This is a genomic window from Cardiobacterium sp. (assembly GCF_057314735.1).
In genome coordinates, this window is record NZ_DBHKZK010000013.1 from 125,487 (window position 1) to 145,838 (window position 20,352).

The following is a 20,352-nucleotide window of genomic DNA, read 5'->3' on the forward strand; positions in this document are numbered from 1 at the left end:
CATGCTGCACAACCTCGACACCACCGCCCTCGTCCTCCTCGTCTTCACCGCCCTCGGCGTCATCAGCCACAACGCGCCCGTCACCATCGCCGGTGCGGTACTGCTACTGATGCAGCAAACCTTCCTCGTGCGCTACCTGCCGTGGGTGGAAAAAAACGGGCTGACCGTCGGCATCATCCTGCTTACCATCGGCGTTCTCGCCCCGCTCGCCAGCGGCAAAATCACCCTCGGCGCAGGCGACTTCCTCGACTGGAAAAACCTGATTGCCATCGCCGTCGGCGTCCTTGTCGCCTGGCTCGCCGGACGTGGCGTGCCGTTGATGATGAACCAGCCGCGCGTCGTCCCCGGCCTCATCGTCGGCACGGTGCTGGGCGTCGCCTTCCTCAAGGGCATTCCGGTCGGCCCGCTGATTGCTGCGGGAATCCTCTCGCTCTTTCTCGGACAGGGCGAGTGAGGCACAAGAAAAACGCCGCTTGCTGCGGCGTTTTTTATCGTTTTATGCCTGCCGCAGTAGGTAATCGAAGGCAGAGAGCGCCGCTTTTGCCCCCTCGCCCATCGCCACGATGATTTGTTTGTAGGGGACGGTGGTCACGTCGCCGGCGGCGAAGATGCCCGGCGTGCTGGTCTCGCCCTTGGCGTTGATGACGATTTCGCCGAAGCGGGTGCGCTCCACCACGTCGCCCAAAAAGTCGCTGTTCGGCACCAGGCCGATTTGCACGAAGATGCCTTGCAGCGTGAGTGTTTGCGCGGTGTCGGTCGTGCGGTCGGTGTAGCGCAGGCTGCTCACTTTGCCGTTTTCTGTGTCAATCGCCTGCGCGGCGGCGCTGGTGATGACGCGGATGTTGTCGCGTTTGCCCAGTTGTTCGACCAGCACTTTGTCCGCCTTCAGCTCCGGCATGAATTCCAGCACGGTAACGCTTTTGACGATACCGGCGAGATCCAGCGCCGCTTCAACGCCGCTGTTACCGCCGCCGATGACCGCGATGTCTTTGTCCTTGAAGAACGGGCCGTCGCAGTGCGGGCAGAAGGCGACGCCGTTGCCGATGTTTTCTTTTTCGCCGGGGATGCCGAGTTCGCGCCATTTGGCGCCGCTGGCGACGATGAGGGTGCGCGTTTCGATAACTTCGCCGGTGTTCAGCACCACTTTGTGCGTCGCCCCGCCTTTTTCCACCGTTTTGACGCTCAGGTTTTCGCGCAGGGTGACGGGCCAGGCGGCGAGGTGCGCGCGCAGGTTGCCCGCGAGCTGCGGCCCGGTGGTTTGCGGCACGGAGATGAGGTTTTCGATGTCCATCGTGTCGTTCACCTGGCCGCCGATGCGGCCGGCGACGACGGTGACTTTCAGCCCTTTGCGCGCCGCATAAATGGCGGCGGCGCTTCCGGCGGGGCCGCCGCCGATGACGACCACGTCTTGCAGCGGCAAGGCTTCGGCGGGCGCGGCGGCGCGGGCGAGGTCGGGGTAGCGCTCCAGCAGTTTTTCGACGAGGCGGGCGGTGTCGATTTTGCCGTTGGCGAAGGGTTCGCCGTTCAGGTAAACCGCTGGCACGCCCTGGATGTTTTTCGCCGCAATTTGTTCCTGAAAGAGGCCGCCATCTATCATTTCGCTGCTGATGGAAGGGTTCAAAAGCGCAAACTGGTTCAGCGTCTGCACCACGTCCGGGCAGTTGTGGCAGGAGAGCGAGACGTAGGTGGTGAAGGCGAGCGGCTGGCGCACGGCGCGGATGAGTGTCTGGATGCTGTCGTCCAGCTTGAGCGCGCTGCCGCCCGCCTGCAGGATGGCGAGGATGAGCGAGCTGAATTCGTGGCCGCCGGGGATGCCGCTGAAGATGATGCCGGTGTCGGCGCCGTCGGCAAGGATTTTGAAGCTGACGGGCGAGGTGAGCGCCGGGTCGGCGGCTTCCGTGAGCGAGAGGCGCGGCGCGGTGGCGACGATTTGCGCGAGGAAGGTTTTCAGTTCGTCGCGTTTGGCGTGTTCGCCCGTGGCAAGGACAAGGGTGATGTCGCGGGTCAGCGCGGCGAAGTATTGGCGGACGGCGTCCAGCATGGCGGGTTCGAGTTGCATGGGGTTCCTTGTGGGTAAATTTGGGATGGATGGTGCGGTAACGGCTGCTTTTGCCACAACGGACAGGCTCCCTCCCCCTGTGGGGGAGGGCTGGGGTGGGGTTAGCCGGTCATACCACCGATGTTTTTTATAACAATCCTCACAAAGCCCCGTACGGCGTTGCGTCACCTCGCCGTACAAATGCGTACTGTCTTTGGTGGCGCGCTTTGTACAGAACTTTGTGAGTATCGCTATACATACAGGGTAGCGGGGTTGGTGTATGTATAACGGTGCGCCTTGAATAAACACCGGATATGCCGCGAGTAACCCCACCCCGGTTCCCATAAAAAAGGCGAGCACCTTTTTCATGGTCTCCTCCCCTCCCCCCACAGGGGGAGGGGGCCAAGTTACGAAAACAGCGCCCGGAGGCGCTGCTGCTTTATGCGGTGCGGCGTAATCTGGCCGGATGGATGCGGGCGGTTACGGCTTCGCCTGACCGCTCCTACGGGTTTAGATTTTGCCGACGAGGTCGAGGCTCGGTTTGAGCGTTTCCTGTCCGGCTTCCCACGCGGCGGGGCAGACTTCGCCATCGTGCTGGGCGACATATTGCGCTGCCTTGACCTTGCGCAGCATATCTTTGGCGCTGCGGCCGATGCCATTGTCGTGGATTTCCGCGACCTTGATTTTGCCTTCCGGGTTGACGAGGAAGGTGCCACGGTAGGCGACGCCCTCGCTTTCAATCATCACGTCGAAGCCGCGTGCCAGCACGCCGGTCGGGTCGCCCAGCATCGGGTACTGGATTTGGCTGATGGCCGGGCTGTGGTCGTGCCACGCCTTGTGGGTGAAGTGGGTGTCGCAGGAGACGGCATAGACTTCGACGCCGAGGCCTTGCAGCTCGGCGTAGTGTTTGGCCATGTCTTCCAGTTCTGTCGGGCAGACGAAGGTAAAATCCGCCGGGTAGAACAGGAAAATGGACCATTTGCCCTTGACGTCTTCATGGGTGACGGTCTTGAATTCGCCGTTGTGGAAAGCTTGCACGGAGAATTCGGGAATACTGCGGTTGATGATGGGCATGATTGCTCCTGGTTTACGAAGAAAAGGTGTCGCGGTGGCGACTGCGGCGCGTATTATAGTCAGCGCCAACACCTTGAAAAGCCTTGCAACCGGTAATGTTCAGCTTTGGTTTTTTTTATATATAATGGATTTTCATTTAATTTAGGTGAATAACAGATGATTACCCTACGCCAAATCCAGTTTGCCCTCGCGGTCGCCCGCCACAAACACTTCAAGCGTGCCGCCGAGGAATGCAACATCTCGCAATCCGCCCTGTCGCTCGGTATCGCCGAAATGGAAAAAAACCTCGGCGTCATCGTCTTTGAGCGCAACAACAAACAGGTCGTCATTACCCCCATCGGCGAAGAGCTGCTGCGCCGCGCCCAACAAATCTACCTTGACGCGCAGCAACTGGTTGAGCACGCCCACGCCGGGCAGGAAACACTGCACTTCCCGATGGCGGTCGGCTTCATCCCGACCATCGCGCCGTACCTGCTGCCGCGCGCGCTGCCGGTCATCCGCCACGCCTATCCCGATTTCGAGCTGAACATCCGCGAAGACGTGAGCGAGCGCCTCGTCAGCGCGGTGCATAACGGAATGCTCGACGCCGCCGTCATCGCCCTGCCTTACGACACGCCGGGACTGAACGCCTTTGAATTTGGCCAGGAGCGCTTCTACGTCGTCGTCCACCAGAACAACCCGTTGAGCAAACAGGAAAAAATCACCGCCAAACAACTGCGGCAAGGCACGCTGCTGCTGCTCAGCGAAGGCCACTGCCTCAAAGACCACATTATGGACATCTGCAAATTCCGCGACGACATCAGCCCGGACAGCTTCCGCGAAGCGAGCCTGAACACACTGGTACAAATGGCGGTGAACGACATGGGCGTCACCCTCATCCCGGAAATGGCGCTGCCGTCGCTGCAAAACCAGCCGGACATCCACACCGTCCCGCTGGACGTCGCCACGCCGCACCGCCGCCTCGCCGTCATCACCCGCCCCAACTACCCGCGCACCGCCGAACTGGAAACGCTGATGGCGCTGTTCAAAACCGCGCTCGACAACAGCAAGGCAGCGGCATAACCTGCAGGGCGGCCAGGATACAAATCTGGCCGCCCGTTTCATTTACCCACGAAATACCATGAAAGGAAAACTTGCGCTCATCATTACCGGATTACTGCTCGCCGGACTGTTTATGCTGTTTGACTACTGGATGGAACGCCCCTACGTCACGCAAACCGGTGCATGGATACTCTATGCAGCATTATGGTTGCTGCTGGTCTATCCCTGTTATCGCTTCGCGCGACTATTCCCGGAGCCGAACGATCCTCACATCCTCACTCTGATTTTCACGACCCTCTTTGCCTGGGTACTGAGCTGGGCACCACGTCTGCTGGCAGTAGCATATTTCAGCGAGACGCAGACAATGCAGGCGACCATCATTGGCGTCAAAGACTGCGACAGTGCGCGCATTCGCGGCGTCCGCTTCTGCGCCTGCGACACGAAATGGACACTGCGCCTGCCCGACGGCAGCAGGCACAAAGTCTGTACCCATCGCGCCAGCGAACACTCGCGCATCCCGGTGAACACACCGGTAACCGTAACCGTACGCGACAGCGTATTTGACCGCAGTATCGAATAACCTGATGCAACAAAAGGAAACACACCATGAAAACCTTACCGAAACTGACCGCCTTGCTGGCAATAACCCTGACTGCCGCTCACGCGCAAGAATTTGACAACTACCGCGCCGAACCGGATCAATGGCTGGGATTAAAAGGTCAAAAATTTCACCTGAACAGCACCAACGATCAGGGAAACGTCTGCGACATCGAAGGCACCCTGAAAAATAACCGCTGGGAAGACGGCAGAGGCTGCATTATCGAAATAAAAAAATTGAAAAACGGCAACGTAGAAGTGAAAGTCCCCGGCAATAACGAAACCGCGCAAAGCCAATGCCGCGAATACTGCGGACTGAATACCGGATTTGAAGGACAGTACCGCCCTGAGCCCGCACAATGCAGCGACAAGGGAACAGAACAAATGGAGGCAAAATTTCAGGCTGCCTACCGCGACAAACACTATGCAGACGCGGTAAAAATCAAAGAAAACTACCTACAACAATGCAAAACCTTTACCCATTGGCTGGATGAACTGGCACAGCGCAACGATTTGGCCATCAGTTACTACCATGCGGGCAACAAAGCGCAATGCCGCATCGTATTGCAGCCCGCCGTCAAAATCACAAACGATGACGAAGGCGTTAGCGACATCCTGCGCGAAGAATTTGAAACACAAAAACGCGCCGTACAATTCAATCTCGACAAATGCAAATAACGCGGCATGACAAAGCCCGCTACCGCGAACCGCCAATATGCTCCCTCCCCCTGTGGGGGAGGGTTGGGGTGGGGGCAGCAAACCAGCCGCGTCAGCGACCGCCATTGTTTGCGAAGCAAGAGAGAGGGTGAGGCGAGGACAGCAAACAATTGGAAAAGCAGAATTTCGGTTTATCGAGAATATCGCCCCCCCCACCCTAACCCTCCCCCGCTGCGGGCTTCGCCCTGCAGGGGAGGGGACAATCCGGCGCAAAAATTCAAATTTGTGCGGATGGCCGGGATTTTGAACAAACTCTTGGACTGCCTTTGTTTTATCCCACTATACCTTTCAGAACACCGCCAACATCCGCCACAAAAAACCAAAAAACCCGCGCCCATGAACGCCCTTAACTGCATCACCGAAGCCTTTGCCTGGCTCTTCCGCCCCGGCATCCGCCGCTTCATCCTGCTGCCGCTCGCGGTCAACATCGTCCTCTTCGCCGCAGGCAGCTACGCCGCCTTCCACTACGGCGACGCGCTGATTACCGCCTTTCTCCCCGGCTGGCTCGCTTGGCTGCACGGACTGCTCTACCCGCTCATCGCCATTGCCCTGCTCATTCTCACCTACTACAGCTTCAGCCTGATGGCGAACCTCATCGCCGCGCCGTTCAACAGCCTGCTCGCCGCCGCCGTCGAAAAAGCCGAACGCGGCGAGCCGCCACCCGCCGACACGCCGCTGTGGCGCGAAATCCTCGCCAGCTTCGCGCAAGAGCTGCACAAACTGCTCTACTTTCTCGCACTCGCCCTGCCGACGCTCATCCTCGTCCTCATCCTGCCGCCGCTGGCGCCGCTGCTGTGGTTCACCTACACCGCCTGGTGCGCCGCGCTGCAATACCTCGACTACCCGATGGCCAACCACGGCATCCGCTTCCGCGACCAGCGCACCCGCCTGCGCCAGCACCGTGGCGACAGCCTCGCCTGCGGCGGTGCCATCAGCCTGCTCACCACCGTCCCCGTCCTGAACCTCATCGCCATGCCGGTCGGCGTCATCGCCGCCACGCTCTACTGGTGCCGCCATCTGCGCGAGGACTAAATGCGTTACGACGCCATCATCATCGGCGCCGGTGCCGCCGGTACCTACTGCGCCATCCACGCCGCCAATCGCGGCCTGCGCGTATTGCTGCTCGACCACAACCCCGACCTTGGCGCAAAAATCCGCGTCTCCGGCGGTGGCCGCTGCAACTTCACCAACACCAATGCCAGCGCCGACACCTATCACAGCCACAATCCGCACTTCCCCCGCGCAGCACTTGCCCGCCACCGCCCGCAAGACGTACTAGACTGGTTCGGCGCGCGCGGCATCACCTGGCACGAAAAACACCTGGGGCAAATCTTTGCCAACCAGCGCGGTCGCGGCATTCTCGCCGCCCTGCACGAAGCGCTTGCCGCGAGCGGCGCGACCCTGCAACCCGCCACCACCCTGCTGGAACATCACCACGACGGCGAACAATTCCGCCTGCACACCTCTCGCGGCGATTACCGCACCCCGCATCTCGTCATTGCCTGCGGCGCGCCGTCGTACCCCAAACTGGGCGCGACCGACCTCGCGCTGCGCATCGCCAAACAGCACCACATCGCCAACTACCCCTACCGCCCTGCCCTCGTCCCGCTCACCCTCGCCGATGCGCCCGCCGCGCTCGCCGGTATCAGCCATGAAGTCATCATCCAGTGCGACGGCGCGCCTGCCTTTCGCGACCAACTGCTCTACACCCATCGCGGCATCAGCGGCCCGGCGGTGTTGCAAATCTCAACCTGGTGGCAACGCGGACAGACGCTCAGCGTAAACCCGCTGCCCGACCTACCCGCCGACGCGCTCGTCGCCGCCAAACGTGCCCAACCGCAGCAAACCCTCGCGCAATTCCTGCGCGCGCACCTGCCGAAAGCCGTCGCCGACCACTTTGCGGCTTCCTACCCCACAGACCCCTTGCAACACCACAGCGACGCCGCACTCATCCGCATCCTGCACGAATTGCAACACCGCACGGTGATGCCGAGTGGCACGGAAGGGATGCACAAGGCGGAGGCGTGCAGCGGCGGCATCGACACGCGCGAACTTGACCCGAAAACCTTCCAGGTGAAAAAACGCCCCGGCCTGCATTTCATCGGCGAAGCGCTGGACGTCACCGGCTGGCTCGGCGGTTACAACCTGCAATGGGCGTGGTCATCGGCGTGGAGCTGCGCGCAGTATTTGGGAGAGACGGGGTAGGAATTGCCCCGCCATCGCGCATTCTGTGGCGCTAGGGGCTGTTTACAATTTGCATCTCTCCCCCTTCAGGGCAAAGCCCGTAGGGGCGGTTCTAGAGGCTGTTTGCAATTTGAAAAATCCCCCTCCCCTGCAGGGCGAAGCCCGCAGCGGGGGAGGGTTGGGGTGGGGGTGAGCGATATTATTGATGAGCCGAAATTCCAATTTTTCAATTGTTTGCTGCTCTCACCCCAGCCCTTCCCCCAGAGGGACTGGAACAGCTCGCGCAGCGAAAGAGGGGCTTACCCGCCGAATTGTAAACAGCCCCTAGGACGTGTTTGCAATTTGAATCCCCCTCCCCTGCGAAGCGGGGGAGGGTCAGGGAGGGGGTGTGAAAAACCGCGTAGCGACCGCAGCAATCTTCCGCCCACAAAAAAGCGGTGCATCAGCACCGCTCTTCATCACGCCAACTATCAGGCGTATTTTTTGCGCAGGATTTTCGCCGCTTCCACCATGTTGGCAAGTGCCGCTTTGGTTTCCGGCCAGGCGCGGGTTTTCAGGCCGCAGTCCGGGTTGACCCACAGGCGCTCTTTCGGGATTTGTTTCAGCGCTTTTTCCATCAAATCGACCATGCTTTCCACGCTCGGCACGTTCGGCGAGTGGATATCATAGACGCCGGGGCCGATTTCGTTCGGGTATTTGAAGTCGTCAAATGCCTTGAGCAGCTCCATGTCGGAGCGCGAGGTTTCGATGGTAATGACGTCGGCATCGAGGTCGGCAATGGCCTGCATGATGTCGTTGAACTCGCTGTAGCACATATGGGTGTGGATTTGCGTTTGGTCTTCGACGCCGTTGGCGCAGACGCGGAAGGCGTGCACCGTCCAGTCAAGATACGCCTGCCATTGTTCTTTTTTCAGCGGCAGCCCTTCGCGCAGCGCCGGTTCGTCAATCTGGATGACACCGAGGCCGGCTTTTTCCAGATCCAGCACTTCGTCGCGGATGGCGAGGGCGATTTGCAGGCAGGTGTCGGCGCGCGGCTGGTCGTCGCGTACGAAGGACCAGTTGAGGATGGTGACCGGGCCGGTGAGCATCGCTTTCATCGGGCGCTGGGTCAGGCTTTGTGCGTATTCGCTCCATTTGACGGTCATCGGGCGCGGACGGGAGATGTCGCCGAAGATGACCGGCGGTTTGACGCAGCGCGAGCCGTAGGATTGTACCCAGGCGAAGCGGGTGAAGACGTAGCCGTCAAGCTGTTCGCCGAAGTATTCAACCATGTCGTTGCGCTCGGCTTCGCCGTGGACGAGGACGTCAATGTCCAGTTCTTCCTGGATTTTCACGCATTCGCGGATGTCCGCCTGCATGTCGGCGATGTACTGGGCTTCTGTAATCGCGCCTTTTTTGTAGTCGCTACGCGATTTGCGGATTTCGGCGGTTTGCGGGAAGGAGCCGATGGTAGTAGTCGGGAACAGCGGCTGTTTGATGGCAGCGTGCTGTTTCGGCGCGCGCGCGGCGTAGGGGGATTTGCGGTCGCCCATTTCTTTGGTGACAGCAGCGGTGCGTGCTTTGACCGCCGGATTGTGGACGCGACTGGATTCGCGGCGCGCTTTCAGAGCGGCGGCGTTGGCATCGAGTTCGGCTTTGACGCTGTCGCGGCCGCTGTCGAGCGCTTTTTTCAGGACACGCAACTCTTCCAGTTTTTGCAGGGCGTAGGCGAGCCAGTTTTTGATTTCAGGGTCGAGACTGTCTTCCTGGTCGAGGTCCACCGGGACGTGCAGCAGTGAGCTGGAGGGCGCGAGCCAGAGGCGGTCGCCGAGGCGGGCGCGGATGGGCTCAAGGGTGTCAAGCAGGCGGTTGAGGTCGGTTTTCCAGATGTTGCGGCCATCGACGACGCCGAGGGAGATGACTTTGGTCGCGGGCAGCAGGTCAACCAGTTTGTGAATTTCGCCGGGGGCGTTGATGGTGTCGAGGTGGACGCCATCAACCGGCAGGTCGTGCAGCAGGTTGAGGTTGTCGCCGAAGTCGCTGAAGTAGGTGGTGAGCAGGATTTTCGGCGTGGTGCGGTTGAGTTCGTGGTAGGCGGTTTTGACTGCTTGGCGCCAGTTTTTGTCCAGGGTGGTGACGAGGCAGGGCTCATCCACCTGCACCCATTCTGCGCCGGCTTGTGCCAGTTCGTTCAGCAGTTGTTTGTAAACCGGCAGCAGGCGCTCCAGCAGGGCGAGGCGGTCACTGTCGTCCTTGCTTTTGCCGAGCCAGAGGTACGTCACCGGGCCGATGATGACCGGTTTGACGCTTTTCACACCGAGCGCTTGTGCTTCTTTGATTTGGTCGAGCAGGCGCTGCGGGTTGAGCTTGAAGCTGGTGTTGGCGTCAAATTCGGGGACGATGTAGTGATAGTTGCTGTTGAACCATTTGGTCATCTCGCCAGCGGCAACGCCTGCGCCCTTGTCAATCGGGCTGCGGCCGCGCGCGGTGCGGAAGAAGGCGTCCAGCTCGTCGCCGCCGCCTTCATAGGCGCGTTTCGGCAGGTTGCCGAGGGTGACGCTCATGTCGAGCACGTGGTCATAAAGGGTGAAATCGCCGACCGGAACGTAGTCAAAACCGGCCTGGTTCTGCCAGTGGCGCGCGCGCAGGGCTTTGGCGACGTCTTGCAGTTCGGCGGCGCTGGTCTCGCCTTTCCAGTAGGCTTCCTGCGCAAATTTCAGTTCACGTTTCGCGCCGATACGCGGAAAGCCGAGGTTATGGATGACAGTCATGGTTACTCCTGAAGAGGTTAATAGAGAGCGCGCACTATAGCGGGCGGTTCCCATGATGCAAAATGGTAAAATTGCATCGAATCATGAAAAACGCTCATAAGCCATGCTCGAACGCCACCACCTGAACATCATCCGCGCCGTCATCGAACACGGCACCCTCACCAAGGCCGCCGAAAGCCTCTACCTCTCGCAATCGGCGCTGAGCCACACCATCAAGAAACTGGAAGAACAGCTCGGCGCGCCGCTGTGGCACAAAGAAGGGCGCAACCTGCGCCTGACCCAGGCGGGCGAACGGCTGCACCGCTTCGCGCGCCGCGTGCTGCCGCAATTTGACCACCTCGAAGAACAGCTCGGCTACTACGCGCGCGGCCAAAGCGGGCTGTTGCGCATCGGCATGGAATGCCACCCCTGCTATCAGTGGCTGCTGAAAACCGTCGCACCCTATCTGCAAGCGTGGCCGCGCGTCGATGTTGATGTCAAACAACAATTCCAATTCAAGGGCGCGAGCGCGCTGCTCGCCTACGAAGTGGACGTGCTCATCACCCCCGACCCGGTACAAAGCGCGGGGCTGCATTTCCTCCCCGTCTTCCCTTACGAACAGGTGCTGGTGGTGGCGCGCGACCATCCGCTTGCGGCAAAAAGCGTGGCGCAACCGCAAGACCTTGCGCACGAAACCCTGCTGACCTACCCGGTGCCGGTGGAACGGCTCGACATCTTCCAGCAATTCCTGCTGCCTGCCGAACGCAGCGTTGCCGCGCACCGCACCCTGGAAACCACCGAAATCCTGCTGCAAATGGTCGCCGCCAACCGAGGCGTGACCGCACTGCCGCACTGGCTCATCCGCGAACAGGCGGCGCACCTGCCGCTCGCCTGCCTGCGCCTCGGCGACGGCATCTACAAACACATCCACCTCGGCTTGCGCGCCGACGAGCGCCAGGTGGACTACATTGACGGCTTTATTGAAATCGCCAAGCGGGTGCGCTGAGGGCGGCACACCGCCTCGCAGTTGCCGCCTGTGCGCGGGCGTGGTAAAAAGCCCGCCTTTTAACCACCGGAATCCCCATGAGCGCCATTCTCGCCGCCCAACAGTTGCAAAAAACCTTCGCCGGATTCACCGCCGTCAGCGATGTGGACATCCACATTGACGCCGGGGAAACGGTCGCCCTCGCCGGGCATAACGGCGCGGGCAAGTCCACCCTGATGAAAATGCTGCTCGGTCTGCTCGCGCCGACGCGCGGCAGCATCAGCATCAACGGCCATGCGGCGGGTAGCGTCGCCGCGCGGCAAATCATCGGCTATTTGCCGGAGACGGTCGCGCTGTATCCGAACATGACCGGCTTCGAAACGCTCGCCTTTTTCGCCAGCCTCAAAGGGTTGGGTAACGCGGGCAACCGCGAGTTGCTCGCCCGCGTCGGCATTCTGGAGGCGGCGGGCAAGCGCGTCGGCACCTATTCCAAGGGGATGCGGCAGCGTCTCGCGCTGGCACAAGCCCTGCTCGGCCAGCCGAAAATCCTCTTGCTGGACGAGCCAACCACCGGGCTTGACCCCGCCTCGCGTGCCGATTTTTACCGCATCCTCGCCGAACTGGCGGCGCAGGGCACGGCGATTCTGCTGTCCTCGCACGCACTCGCCGAGCTGGCCGACCAGGCCGACCGCATTGTCATCATGAAAAACGGCGTCAAGACCGCCGACGGCAGTTTGCAGGCGCTGCGGCAGGACGCAGGTCTGCCGACGCGGCTGCGCGTCTGGTTTGACGAGCCCGCGCCCGCCCTGCCCGCGCCGTGGCAGGCCGATGGTGCCGGGCAGTGGTTTTGCGACTGCGCCGAGAGCGAGAAAACCGCGCTGCTCGGCGCACTGTGGCAGGCGGGAACGCCGCGCAACGTCGATATGTTGCCGCCCGCGCTCGATGATTTGTACGCCCATTTTTTGCGCCGCGAAGAAGCGGCGGTTTGATACCCGGATTTTATTGATGAATACTTTATTGACCCTCGCCCGCAAGGAATTGAAAGACGGGCTGCGTAACCGCTGGGTATTGGCGATTGCCATTCTGCTCGCCGCCTTTGCCCTGACCCTTGCCTTTCTCGGCAGCGCCCCCGCTGGCGAGACAAAAGCCAATGCACTCGCCATTACCGTGGTGAGTCTGGCGACACTCAATATTTATTTGATTCCGCTGATTGCGCTCTTGCTTTCTTATGATGCGATTGTCGGCGAGATTGAGCGCGGCACGATGGCGCTGCTTTTGTCGTATCCGCTATCGCGCTGGCAGGTGGTCGCAGGCAAATTTTTGGGACAGGGCGCGATTCTCGCCGTCGCCATTGCCATTGGTTATTGTGTCGCCGGGATTGCGGTGGCGCTGTTGCACAAGAATATTGGCTTTTCCTGGGCAGTTTGGCAGCCGTTTTTCAAGATGACTTTGACGACGTTATTGCTGGGCGCGGTGTTTTTGGCGATTGGTTATGTGTTAAGCGCCATTGCCAAACAGCGCGGCAGCGCAGCGGGAATGGCAATTGGCGTCTGGCTGTTTTTTGTGCTGCTCTATGATTTTGCCCTGCTCGGTGTGCTTATTGCCGACAAGGGGCAGCATATTGGCAAGGATTTGCTCAATGCGCTGTTGCTCGCCAACCCGACCGACACTTACCGCCTGCTTAATTTGAGTGGCAATATGGCGAGCGGTCTTGGCGCGCAGGGCGGCATTGCCCAGGGCGTGCTGGCGCTGGTGTTGCTGGCGTGGATTGCCGCTCCTTTGGCATTGGGAATTTTTTTGTTTCGGCGCAAGACGCTGTAATTTTTTAGGAGTTTTTATGAAGATTTTTTTGCAGAAGTTTTTTGCTTTTGTCGTTGCCGGGGCGTGGTTTGCCGCCGATTATTTCAGCAAGATTTGGGCGCAATCGGAATTGGCTAACGGGGTGGTGATGCGCCTTACCAGTTGGATGAATTTCAAGCTCGCCTATAATGAGGGCGCGGCATTCAGTTTGTTTGCCGATGGCGGTGGCTGGCAGCGCTGGTTTTTTATGGGCGTCGCCATTCTGATTGGGCTGTGGTTGTGCTATGCGATTTTATTTGAGCGTACCACCGGTCTGGTGCGTTTCGCCTATGCCAGTATTTTGGGCGGCGCCATTGGCAATTTGTATGACCGCGTCATGCACGGCATGGTGACGGATTTTATTAGCTGGCATATTGGCAATGCGTATTGGCCGACGTTTAATGTCGCCGATGTCGGCATTTGTATGGGCGTCGGCTTTTTGATTATTGCCTGGCTGGTTGAATGGCGCGCCGGGAGTCGGCTGTGAGTGATACGCTTGTCATTTATGCGGGCGGCACCATCGGCATGAAGCCGGGAGCGCACGGTCTCGTTTCCGACCCGCAATTTGTTGCGCGTTTGCAGGCAGCATTGTCGGATATGGATTTTGATGTCTTTACCTGCGAACCGGCGATTGACAGCTCTTCCGCCACGCCCGCCGCCTGGCAGCGGCTCGCCGATGCGGTAGCCGCGCACCGTGAGGATTATCGCGGTTTTGTCATCCTGCACGGCACCGATACGCTCGCCTACAGTGCCGCCGCCTTGAGCGAAATGCTGCGCGGGCTGGGGCGGGCGGTGGTGCTGACCGGGGCGCAGATTCCGCTCGGTCAGCCGGAGAGTGACGCGCTGCGCAATGTGCGCGGGGCGCTGGCGTTTGCCGCGCTGGAGGATGTGCAGCAGACGGCGGTGTTTTTTTATGACCGCCTGTTGCGCGGCGATGCGGTGCGCAAGTTGGACGCGCAGAGTTTTGCCGCGTTTGACACGCCAAATACCGACTGGCTCGGCACGTTTGACGGGCAGACGGCGCTGTTGTCCGCGCCGCTTTTCGAGGAGCGCGAGGAGAGCGCTTTTTTGCGCGGCAAATGGCGCGGTTTTCAGGAGGGGGCGGTGGCGAGTCTGCTGGTGACGCCGGGGATGCCGGAGTGTGCGTTTGCGCCGCTGCTCGCGGATGAGCGGCTGCGTGGGCTGGTGCTGCTCAGCTACGGCGTTGGCAATGTGCCCGCGCGTGCCGATTTGCATCAGGCGTTGCAGGCGGCGATGGCGCGCGGGGTGTGCGTGGTGAATGTCAGCCAGTGCTGGCGCGGCGAGGTTGCCGGGCACAGTTATGCGGTCGGCGCGGCACGTCTCGGCGCACTCGGCGGCGGCAGGCTGACGCCGGAGGCGGTTTATACCCGCCTGCATTGTCTGCTCGCGGAAAGCGATGCGCCGCTCGCCGCGCGCTGGTCAAACGCCTAAAAGAAAACGCCCAACCGGTGAAGGTTGGGCGTTTGGAATTGAATGGTCGGAGAGACAGGATTTGAACCTGCGACCCCTTGCACCCCATGCAAGTGCGCTACCAGGCTGCGCTACACTCCGACTTGAAGCCGCGCATTATAGAGATTTGGAGGTTCGATGCAAGCGCTTTTTCCCGCGGAAATCCCGTGGTTGGCGGCTGATTGGCCGCTCGCCGACCGTTTCGTCGCGGGTACTTCGATGACCGCTAACCCGCTCGTGACGCAGGGTTTTAATCTGGCGCGCCATGTGGCGGATGATCCGGCGCGGGTCGCGGTCGCACGGGCGCAGTTGGCGCGGTTGTTACCAGCAGCGGCGCAATGGCTGTGGTTGAGCCAGGTGCATAGCGCAACGGTGTGGCAGGCGGTGGATTATCAGGCGGGGGTGGAAGGCGATGCGCTGGTGAGTCGCGAGGCGGCGCGGGTGCCGGTGGTGATGACCGCCGATTGTGTTCCTGTTCTGCTTGCCGACCGCAACGCGACGGTCTGGGCGGCGGTGCATGCCGGTTGGCCGGGGTTACATCGCGGCATTATCGCGGCGACGGTCAAGGCGATGGCAACCGCGCCCGCGTCGCTGTTTGCCTGGATTGGCCCCTGTATCCGTCAGGAAAATTATGAGGTGGACGCGCCGTTTTTTCAGCGTTTTATCGAACAGGACGGGCGTTTTACCGCGGCGTTTGCCGCCAACCGCCCCGGCCATTGGCTCGCTGATTTGCCCGCCATCGCGCGAATGCAGTTGCAGGATGCGGGGATTCCGGCGGCGCAAACTAGCGACTGTGGCCTGTGCTCGTTTGCCGACCGCCGCTTTTTCTCGCACCGCCGTAATGGCGCAGAAGCGGGACGGATGGCGACCTTCATCGCGCCGCGCCGCTAGCCCGGTGCTATAATCTAAATTCTTAATGAATGATGGATTGTTGGACATGTTAAATCACGATACGCGCATTTTGCTGCTCGAAGGCATCCACCCGAACGCGGTGACCGCACTGAAACAGGCGGGGTTTGCCCGCGTGGATTTACGCCCGGCAGCGCTCGAAGGTGCGGCGCTGCTGGACGCCTTGCAAAATGCAGACGTGGTCGGCATCCGCTCGCGCACCCAGCTCAGCGCGGAAGTATTGCAGGCGGCGCCGCATTTGAAGGCAGTCGGCTGCTTTTGCATCGGTACCAATCAGGTCGCGCTGGAGGCGGCGCAGGCGCTCGGCATTCCGGTGTTCAACGCGCCCTATTCCAACACGCGTTCGGTCGCCGAACTGGTGCTGGCGGAAATCATCTGCCTGCTGCGCGGGCTGATGGCACGCAACCAGGCGGTACACAGCGGGCGTTGGCCGAAGGACGCGAAAGGCGCCTGCGAGGCGCGCGGCAAGACGCTCGGCATCGTCGGCTACGGCAATATCGGCGCGCAGTTATCCATCCTCGCGGAAAACCTCGGCATGCGCGTGATTTACCATGACATCCAGGCGCGTCTGCCGCTCGGTAACGCCGAAGCCGCCACCTCACTCGACGCGCTCTTGGCGCAGGCGGATATAGTCAGCCTGCACGTGCCGGAAACGCCGGAGACGCGCGATCTTATCGGCGCGCGCGAACTGTATTTGATGAAGCCGGGCGCAATGCTGATTAACGCCGCTCGCGGCCAGTGCGTAGTCATTGACGACCTCGCCGAAGCGCTGGCGAGCGGTCATATCGCCGGTGCGGCGCTGGACGTCTTCCCGGTTGAACCGAAAGGCAGCGATGAAGCGCTCAACTCGCCGCTGCGCGGCATGGAAAACGTCATCCTCACGCCGCACATCGGCGGTTCGACGATTGAAGCGCAGGCAAACATCGGCCTGGAAGTGGCGGGGCGTTTCGTGCAGTACCTGAAAAGCGGCGCGACCGTCGGCGCGGTAAATTTCCCCGAAGTATCGCTGCCCTTGCGCGAGGACACGCACCGCCTGCTGCACATCCACCGCAACCAGCCCGGCGTGCTCTCCGCAGTCAACCACCTCTTCGCCGAACACGGCATCAACATCGCCGCACAAACGCTGATTACTAAAGGCGAAATTGGCTATCTGGTGATGGACGTGGCACATAGCGACTCGCAAGTGGCGCTGGAACAACTCAAAAGCGTCGCCGGGACCATCCGCAGCCGCATCATCTATTAGCATTTGGCAATATGCGCCGTTCATAGCATAATGCGGCGCTTTTCGGAACACATTGAAAGGAATACAACATGGCAGAAGAAACCGTCAAAGAATCCTGCTCGATTCTGATGATCAGCAACGACATGGAATGGATGCTGGCCTTTAGCAAGGGCGTGCAGCGCTTTTTCCTGCTGAACGAGCGCCGCGCGGAGACGCTGGAGCAGGCCGAATCGCGCATGCTGGAAAGCCGCCCGGACATCGTCGTCCTTGCCGTGCAAGAAGGACTGCCGTCGATGGACAAACTGCGCCCGATCGTGCGCGAAAAAATACACCCGCCGGTGCCGGTCATCGTCATTGACAGCAAACCGGAAGGCCTCGACCAATGGATAAAACAAGGCGCCGAATACGCCTGCGCCCGCCGCGATTTGTTGAGCGCAGTCAAGCACGTACAACAACTGATGCGCGTCGCCCATTTTGACCGCACCCTGCACGGCGTCGAAAAAGACGCCAAAGCCATCAGCGACCGCTACGAACGCATTTACCACGATCTGCCCGACCCGGTCGCCTATGTCCAGGACGGACTGTTCGTTGATGCCAACCCCGCGTTTTTGCACACCTTTGGCGTGAAAGACCGCGCCGCGCTGGACGAGCTGACGCTGATGAGCTTCGTCCCGCACAAAAGCGAGCGCGGCATCAAGGCGCTGATGAAAAAGGCGACGGAAAAAGAAGTGGTACCGAGCGAACGCTTTGAGCTGCAAGCGATTAACGGCGGCAAGGTGGATGTCAACCTGAGCGTTTCCAGCATCGTCATCCACGGCGAGCCGGGGCTGCAAATGTATTTCCGCAGCGCAAACGCGGGCGGTGGCGGCGGTACCGGCCTCGATCCGACCACCAGCCTCGCCGGGCCGCGCGTCATCGCCGCTTCACTCAAGCAGACGCAAGAGCGCAGCGAGCCCAAGACCGTGCTTGGTTACTGGGTCTATGCCTGGCTGGAAAACTACCGCGAGGTTTGGCAGAAAGACGGCTACAAGGCAGCAGAAATCATGATGAAAACCGTGGCCGAGACGACCAAACGCTTCCTGCCCCCCAGCACGGAAATGGCGCGCTTCACCGACGACGGCCTGGCACTGTGGCTGACCGGCAACAAGGAAGACACCATCAAGCGGGTGAACGGCCTGATTGCGCACCTGGACGAAGTCGTGCCGGAAAACATCGGCCGCCTCGTCCACCCCAAAGTCTTCGCCGGCATCTCTGAAATCACCAGCGAAAGCGGTTACGAAGACCTTGTTTCCAAAGGCTTCCGCGCGGTACGCAGCCTCGCCATGAGCCAAAGCAGCGACCGCGTTGCCGAGCCGATGAGCGGCGACATCTCGCGCAAGGACGAACGCCGTGTCAACGAAATCCAGGCCATCCTTGACGACGACCGCCTGCGCGTGCAGTACCAGCCTATCAGCGCGCTCGAAGCCGACGGTGTGCCGCGTTACGCCGAGCGTCTGCTCGTACTGCCACCGGCAAGCGATATCGAAGGCGGCGAGGCACCGCAGATGATGGAACTGGATCAACTGATGCAGGTGGCCGAACGCTTCGGCTTTGCACGCCAGTTTGATCGCTACAAAATCACCGCGATGATTCAGGACATCCTTTCCTACGAAGGCGACCAGCGCGCGCTGCAATGCTTCATCAACCTCAGCACCGACACCATGCTGGACGACACCTTCCCCGAATGGATTGACAGCCAACTGCGCGCCACCGGCATCAGCCCCAGCCAGATTACCTTTGAACTGCGGCTTGACAACCTCGCCAACGGCTTCACCGGCGCGGTACACCTCATCGAAAAAATGCGGCCGCAGGGCAGCCGCTTCGCCCTTGCCGGGGTCGGGCGGATGGATGCCACCGTGCGCGAAATGCTGGAGCGGGTCAAACCCGAAGTCATCAAGCTGGATATGCGCGAAATTGACACCTTTGAAGACCGCGAAGAAGAAGAATTCATGCGCGAAGTCAAAAAATACGCCGGGGAACACCACACCATGCTCATTGCCGACAACATGGAATCCCCGGCGCAGCTCTCGCGCGTCTGGCCGCACGACATCCAGTACATCCAGGGCGACGGCATTGTCCCGGCAATGGACAAATTCGCCTTCGACTTCAGCGAACCGTTGTTCTGATACCCACGCTGGCGGGTCGCGCATCCTCACCGCCTGCCTGACAACATGAGCCTCCGCATCCACAACGGGCTTGATCCCGTGGCGCGGAGGCTTTTTCATGACAACACAAACAGCTCCAGCGCGATGATTGCAGGGTGAGCGCGCGACACAAGCGGCTGCTGATATAGCAATCCTCACAAAGCCCTGTACGGCGTTGCGCCGCCTCGCCGTACAAAAGCGTACTGTCTTCGGCGGCGCGCCTTGTACAGAACTTTGTGAGTATCGCTATAAGCAAGGAGGGAGAGAATATCCCAGCGGCAGGTTATAGCCATCCACCGAAAGCCTCATACGGTGTTGCGCCGCTGTCGGCTCATATTCTCGCCAGTATTGAGATGAATGTACCGTGATAGGCGACTTCAATATTGATGGCGGCGTAGTAGGCGAACAGGCTCATTTCATTGGCGTGAATTTCGTTTTGGTATTTTCCCGGCAGCTGTGCAGCAAGAATGGCGCCATTTTACCGCGAGCGGGTAATGAGGATTATCGTCCCGGTAAAGGGGTCAAGGATATGCTCGCCTTTATTCTGCAAACTGCTGTCCAATCTGCTGCACAAGACATCTTCCACACTCTTGATAATAAAATCGATGACTTCCACCACAGGGCATATAGCGATATGAGTTTGCGCTATTTTGGCGATGTCGCCTGCCCGGTTTTCCCAATGGGTACAGACGATTTTGGCATAGAGACGCGCTCAATTTCGCCAATTTTAAACGGAAATGCGGTTTGCTCATCAGGATTATAGCCATCCTCCGAAAGTTTCAGACAAGGCGCGCCGCTGAAGACAGTACGCGGTTGTACGGCGAAGCGGCGCAACACAGTATGAGGCTTTCGGTGGATGGCTATAAATACTCCGTCCATCTTGGCAATACTGTTTCCACCACGCGCCAATTCGGCCTATTTCGCATAATCCAAATACTTTAACGTCATTATAGTACTGCCGTTTCGGGTGATTATGCCCGATAGTACGATTACAGGTTGCCAGTTAATGCGGTTATGTGTATGATTGCGTCGGCTTCGCCGGTGTAGCTCAGTTGGTAGAGCAGCGCATTCGTAACGCGCAGGTCATGGGTTCAAGTCCCTTCACCGGCTCCAGGCATTTTTCTCCTTCATATTTTGCCCCGCTTATGCGGGGCTTTTTTTATGGTTCAAAAGATACGCTGTCCTGCTTACCGAGTTCGGCTATAGCCATTCTCACAAAGTTAGTTCTGTACGGCGTTGCGCCGCCTCGCCCCTCGCCGTACAGAACGCTGCATCACCCATAATTAAGGGCGAACATTCCCTCAAAATAGGGTGGTGTCCTAAAATGTATGCTGCCTCAAACAAATCCGTAGTTGATATAGAAA

18 protein-coding genes and 2 tRNA genes are annotated in these 20,352 nt (G+C 59.9%); 16 read left to right on the forward strand and 4 right to left on the reverse strand.

Features of this window, described 5'->3' with window-relative positions; translation table 11 throughout:
- Position 1: 1 nt before the first annotated feature.
- Entirely contained in the window at positions 2-454 is a 453-nt protein-coding gene (locus tag ACO54Z_RS01410) for a DUF441 domain-containing protein (RefSeq protein ID WP_485995404.1), read from the forward strand.
- Positions 455-496: 42 nt separating this feature from the next.
- Here the strand turns inward: ACO54Z_RS01410 and ahpF are convergent, their stop codons facing one another.
- Positions 497-2,059 carry an alkyl hydroperoxide reductase subunit F gene (gene ahpF, locus ACO54Z_RS01415; protein ID WP_485995405.1) on the reverse strand — a complete coding sequence of 521 codons (1,563 nt, stop codon included), beginning with the start codon at positions 2,057-2,059 and terminating at the stop codon, positions 497-499.
- A 489-nt stretch (positions 2,060-2,548) separates the two neighbouring features.
- Positions 2,549-3,115, reverse strand: coding sequence for an alkyl hydroperoxide reductase subunit C (ahpC, locus tag ACO54Z_RS01420; protein ID WP_366916269.1), 567 nt, complete (start codon positions 3,113-3,115; stop codon positions 2,549-2,551).
- 153 nt (positions 3,116-3,268) lie between these two features.
- Here ahpC and ACO54Z_RS01425 point away from each other — a divergent pair, with 153 nt between their 5' ends.
- The 5 genes from ACO54Z_RS01425 (at position 3,269) to ACO54Z_RS01445 (ending at position 7,672) form a co-directional block, all read left to right on the forward strand.
- Positions 3,269-4,174, forward strand: coding sequence for a hydrogen peroxide-inducible genes activator (locus ACO54Z_RS01425; RefSeq protein ID WP_485995406.1), 906 nt, complete (start codon positions 3,269-3,271; stop codon positions 4,172-4,174).
- A 58-nt stretch (positions 4,175-4,232) separates the two neighbouring features.
- The gene (locus ACO54Z_RS01430; RefSeq protein WP_485995407.1) at positions 4,233-4,733 is read left to right on the forward strand and encodes a hypothetical protein; all 501 of its coding nucleotides are present in this window, start codon (positions 4,233-4,235) and stop codon (positions 4,731-4,733) included.
- A 26-nt stretch (positions 4,734-4,759) separates the two neighbouring features.
- Positions 4,760-5,428, forward strand: coding sequence for a hypothetical protein (locus ACO54Z_RS01435; protein WP_485995408.1), 669 nt, complete (start codon positions 4,760-4,762; stop codon positions 5,426-5,428).
- Positions 5,429-5,803: 375 nt separating this feature from the next.
- Positions 5,804-6,499, forward strand: a complete 696-nt coding sequence (gene cysZ / locus ACO54Z_RS01440) for a sulfate transporter CysZ (protein WP_485995409.1) — start codon at positions 5,804-5,806, stop codon at positions 6,497-6,499.
- Positions 6,500-7,672, forward strand: coding sequence for a BaiN/RdsA family NAD(P)/FAD-dependent oxidoreductase (locus tag ACO54Z_RS01445; protein WP_485995410.1), 1,173 nt, complete (start codon positions 6,500-6,502; stop codon positions 7,670-7,672).
- Between the two features lie 449 nt (positions 7,673-8,121).
- On the opposite strand, the gene metE is transcribed toward ACO54Z_RS01445, so the two are convergent.
- Positions 8,122-10,401, reverse strand: a complete 2,280-nt coding sequence (gene metE / locus ACO54Z_RS01450) for a 5-methyltetrahydropteroyltriglutamate--homocysteine S-methyltransferase (RefSeq protein ID WP_485995411.1) — start codon at positions 10,399-10,401, stop codon at positions 8,122-8,124.
- A 103-nt stretch (positions 10,402-10,504) separates the two neighbouring features.
- Here metE and ACO54Z_RS01455 point away from each other — a divergent pair, with 103 nt between their 5' ends.
- The 5 genes from ACO54Z_RS01455 (at position 10,505) to ACO54Z_RS01475 (ending at position 14,656) form a co-directional block, all read left to right on the forward strand.
- Positions 10,505-11,386, forward strand: coding sequence for a LysR family transcriptional regulator (locus ACO54Z_RS01455; RefSeq protein ID WP_485995412.1), 882 nt, complete (start codon positions 10,505-10,507; stop codon positions 11,384-11,386).
- Positions 11,387-11,463: 77 nt separating this feature from the next.
- Positions 11,464-12,354, forward strand: coding sequence for an ABC transporter ATP-binding protein (locus ACO54Z_RS01460; RefSeq protein ID WP_485995413.1), 891 nt, complete (start codon positions 11,464-11,466; stop codon positions 12,352-12,354).
- 16 nt (positions 12,355-12,370) lie between these two features.
- Entirely contained in the window at positions 12,371-13,186 is an 816-nt protein-coding gene (locus ACO54Z_RS01465; protein WP_485995414.1) for an ABC transporter permease, read from the forward strand.
- Positions 13,187-13,202: 16 nt separating this feature from the next.
- The gene (gene lspA / locus ACO54Z_RS01470) at positions 13,203-13,691 is read left to right on the forward strand and encodes a signal peptidase II (protein WP_485995415.1); all 489 of its coding nucleotides are present in this window, start codon (positions 13,203-13,205) and stop codon (positions 13,689-13,691) included.
- Positions 13,688-14,656 carry an asparaginase gene (locus tag ACO54Z_RS01475; RefSeq protein WP_485995416.1) on the forward strand — a complete coding sequence of 323 codons (969 nt, stop codon included), beginning with the start codon at positions 13,688-13,690 and terminating at the stop codon, positions 14,654-14,656. Before lspA ends, ACO54Z_RS01475 begins: the two co-directional genes overlap by 4 nt.
- 43 nt (positions 14,657-14,699) lie before the next feature.
- On the opposite strand, the gene ACO54Z_RS01480 is transcribed toward ACO54Z_RS01475, so the two are convergent.
- Positions 14,700-14,776 (reverse strand) — tRNA-Pro (locus tag ACO54Z_RS01480).
- Between the two features lie 36 nt (positions 14,777-14,812).
- On the opposite strand from ACO54Z_RS01480, the gene pgeF reads away from it, so the two are divergent.
- From pgeF to ACO54Z_RS01505, 5 genes are all read left to right on the forward strand, one after another.
- A complete protein-coding gene (gene pgeF, locus ACO54Z_RS01485; RefSeq protein WP_485995417.1) occupies positions 14,813-15,565 on the forward strand; it encodes a peptidoglycan editing factor PgeF in 753 nt (250 codons plus the stop codon).
- Positions 15,566-15,611: 46 nt separating this feature from the next.
- Positions 15,612-16,826, forward strand: coding sequence for a phosphoglycerate dehydrogenase (gene serA, locus ACO54Z_RS01490; RefSeq protein ID WP_485995418.1), 1,215 nt, complete (start codon positions 15,612-15,614; stop codon positions 16,824-16,826).
- 68 nt (positions 16,827-16,894) lie between these two features.
- A complete protein-coding gene (locus tag ACO54Z_RS01495; protein WP_485995419.1) occupies positions 16,895-18,970 on the forward strand; it encodes an EAL domain-containing protein in 2,076 nt (691 codons plus the stop codon).
- A gap of 382 nt (positions 18,971-19,352) precedes the next feature.
- Positions 19,353-19,751: a hypothetical protein gene (locus ACO54Z_RS01500; RefSeq protein ID WP_485995420.1), complete on the forward strand. Its 399-nt coding sequence runs from the start codon at positions 19,353-19,355 to the stop codon at positions 19,749-19,751.
- A 274-nt stretch (positions 19,752-20,025) separates the two neighbouring features.
- Positions 20,026-20,101: transfer RNA gene (locus ACO54Z_RS01505), tRNA-Thr, on the forward strand.
- The last annotated feature ends 251 nt before the right edge of the window (positions 20,102-20,352 follow it).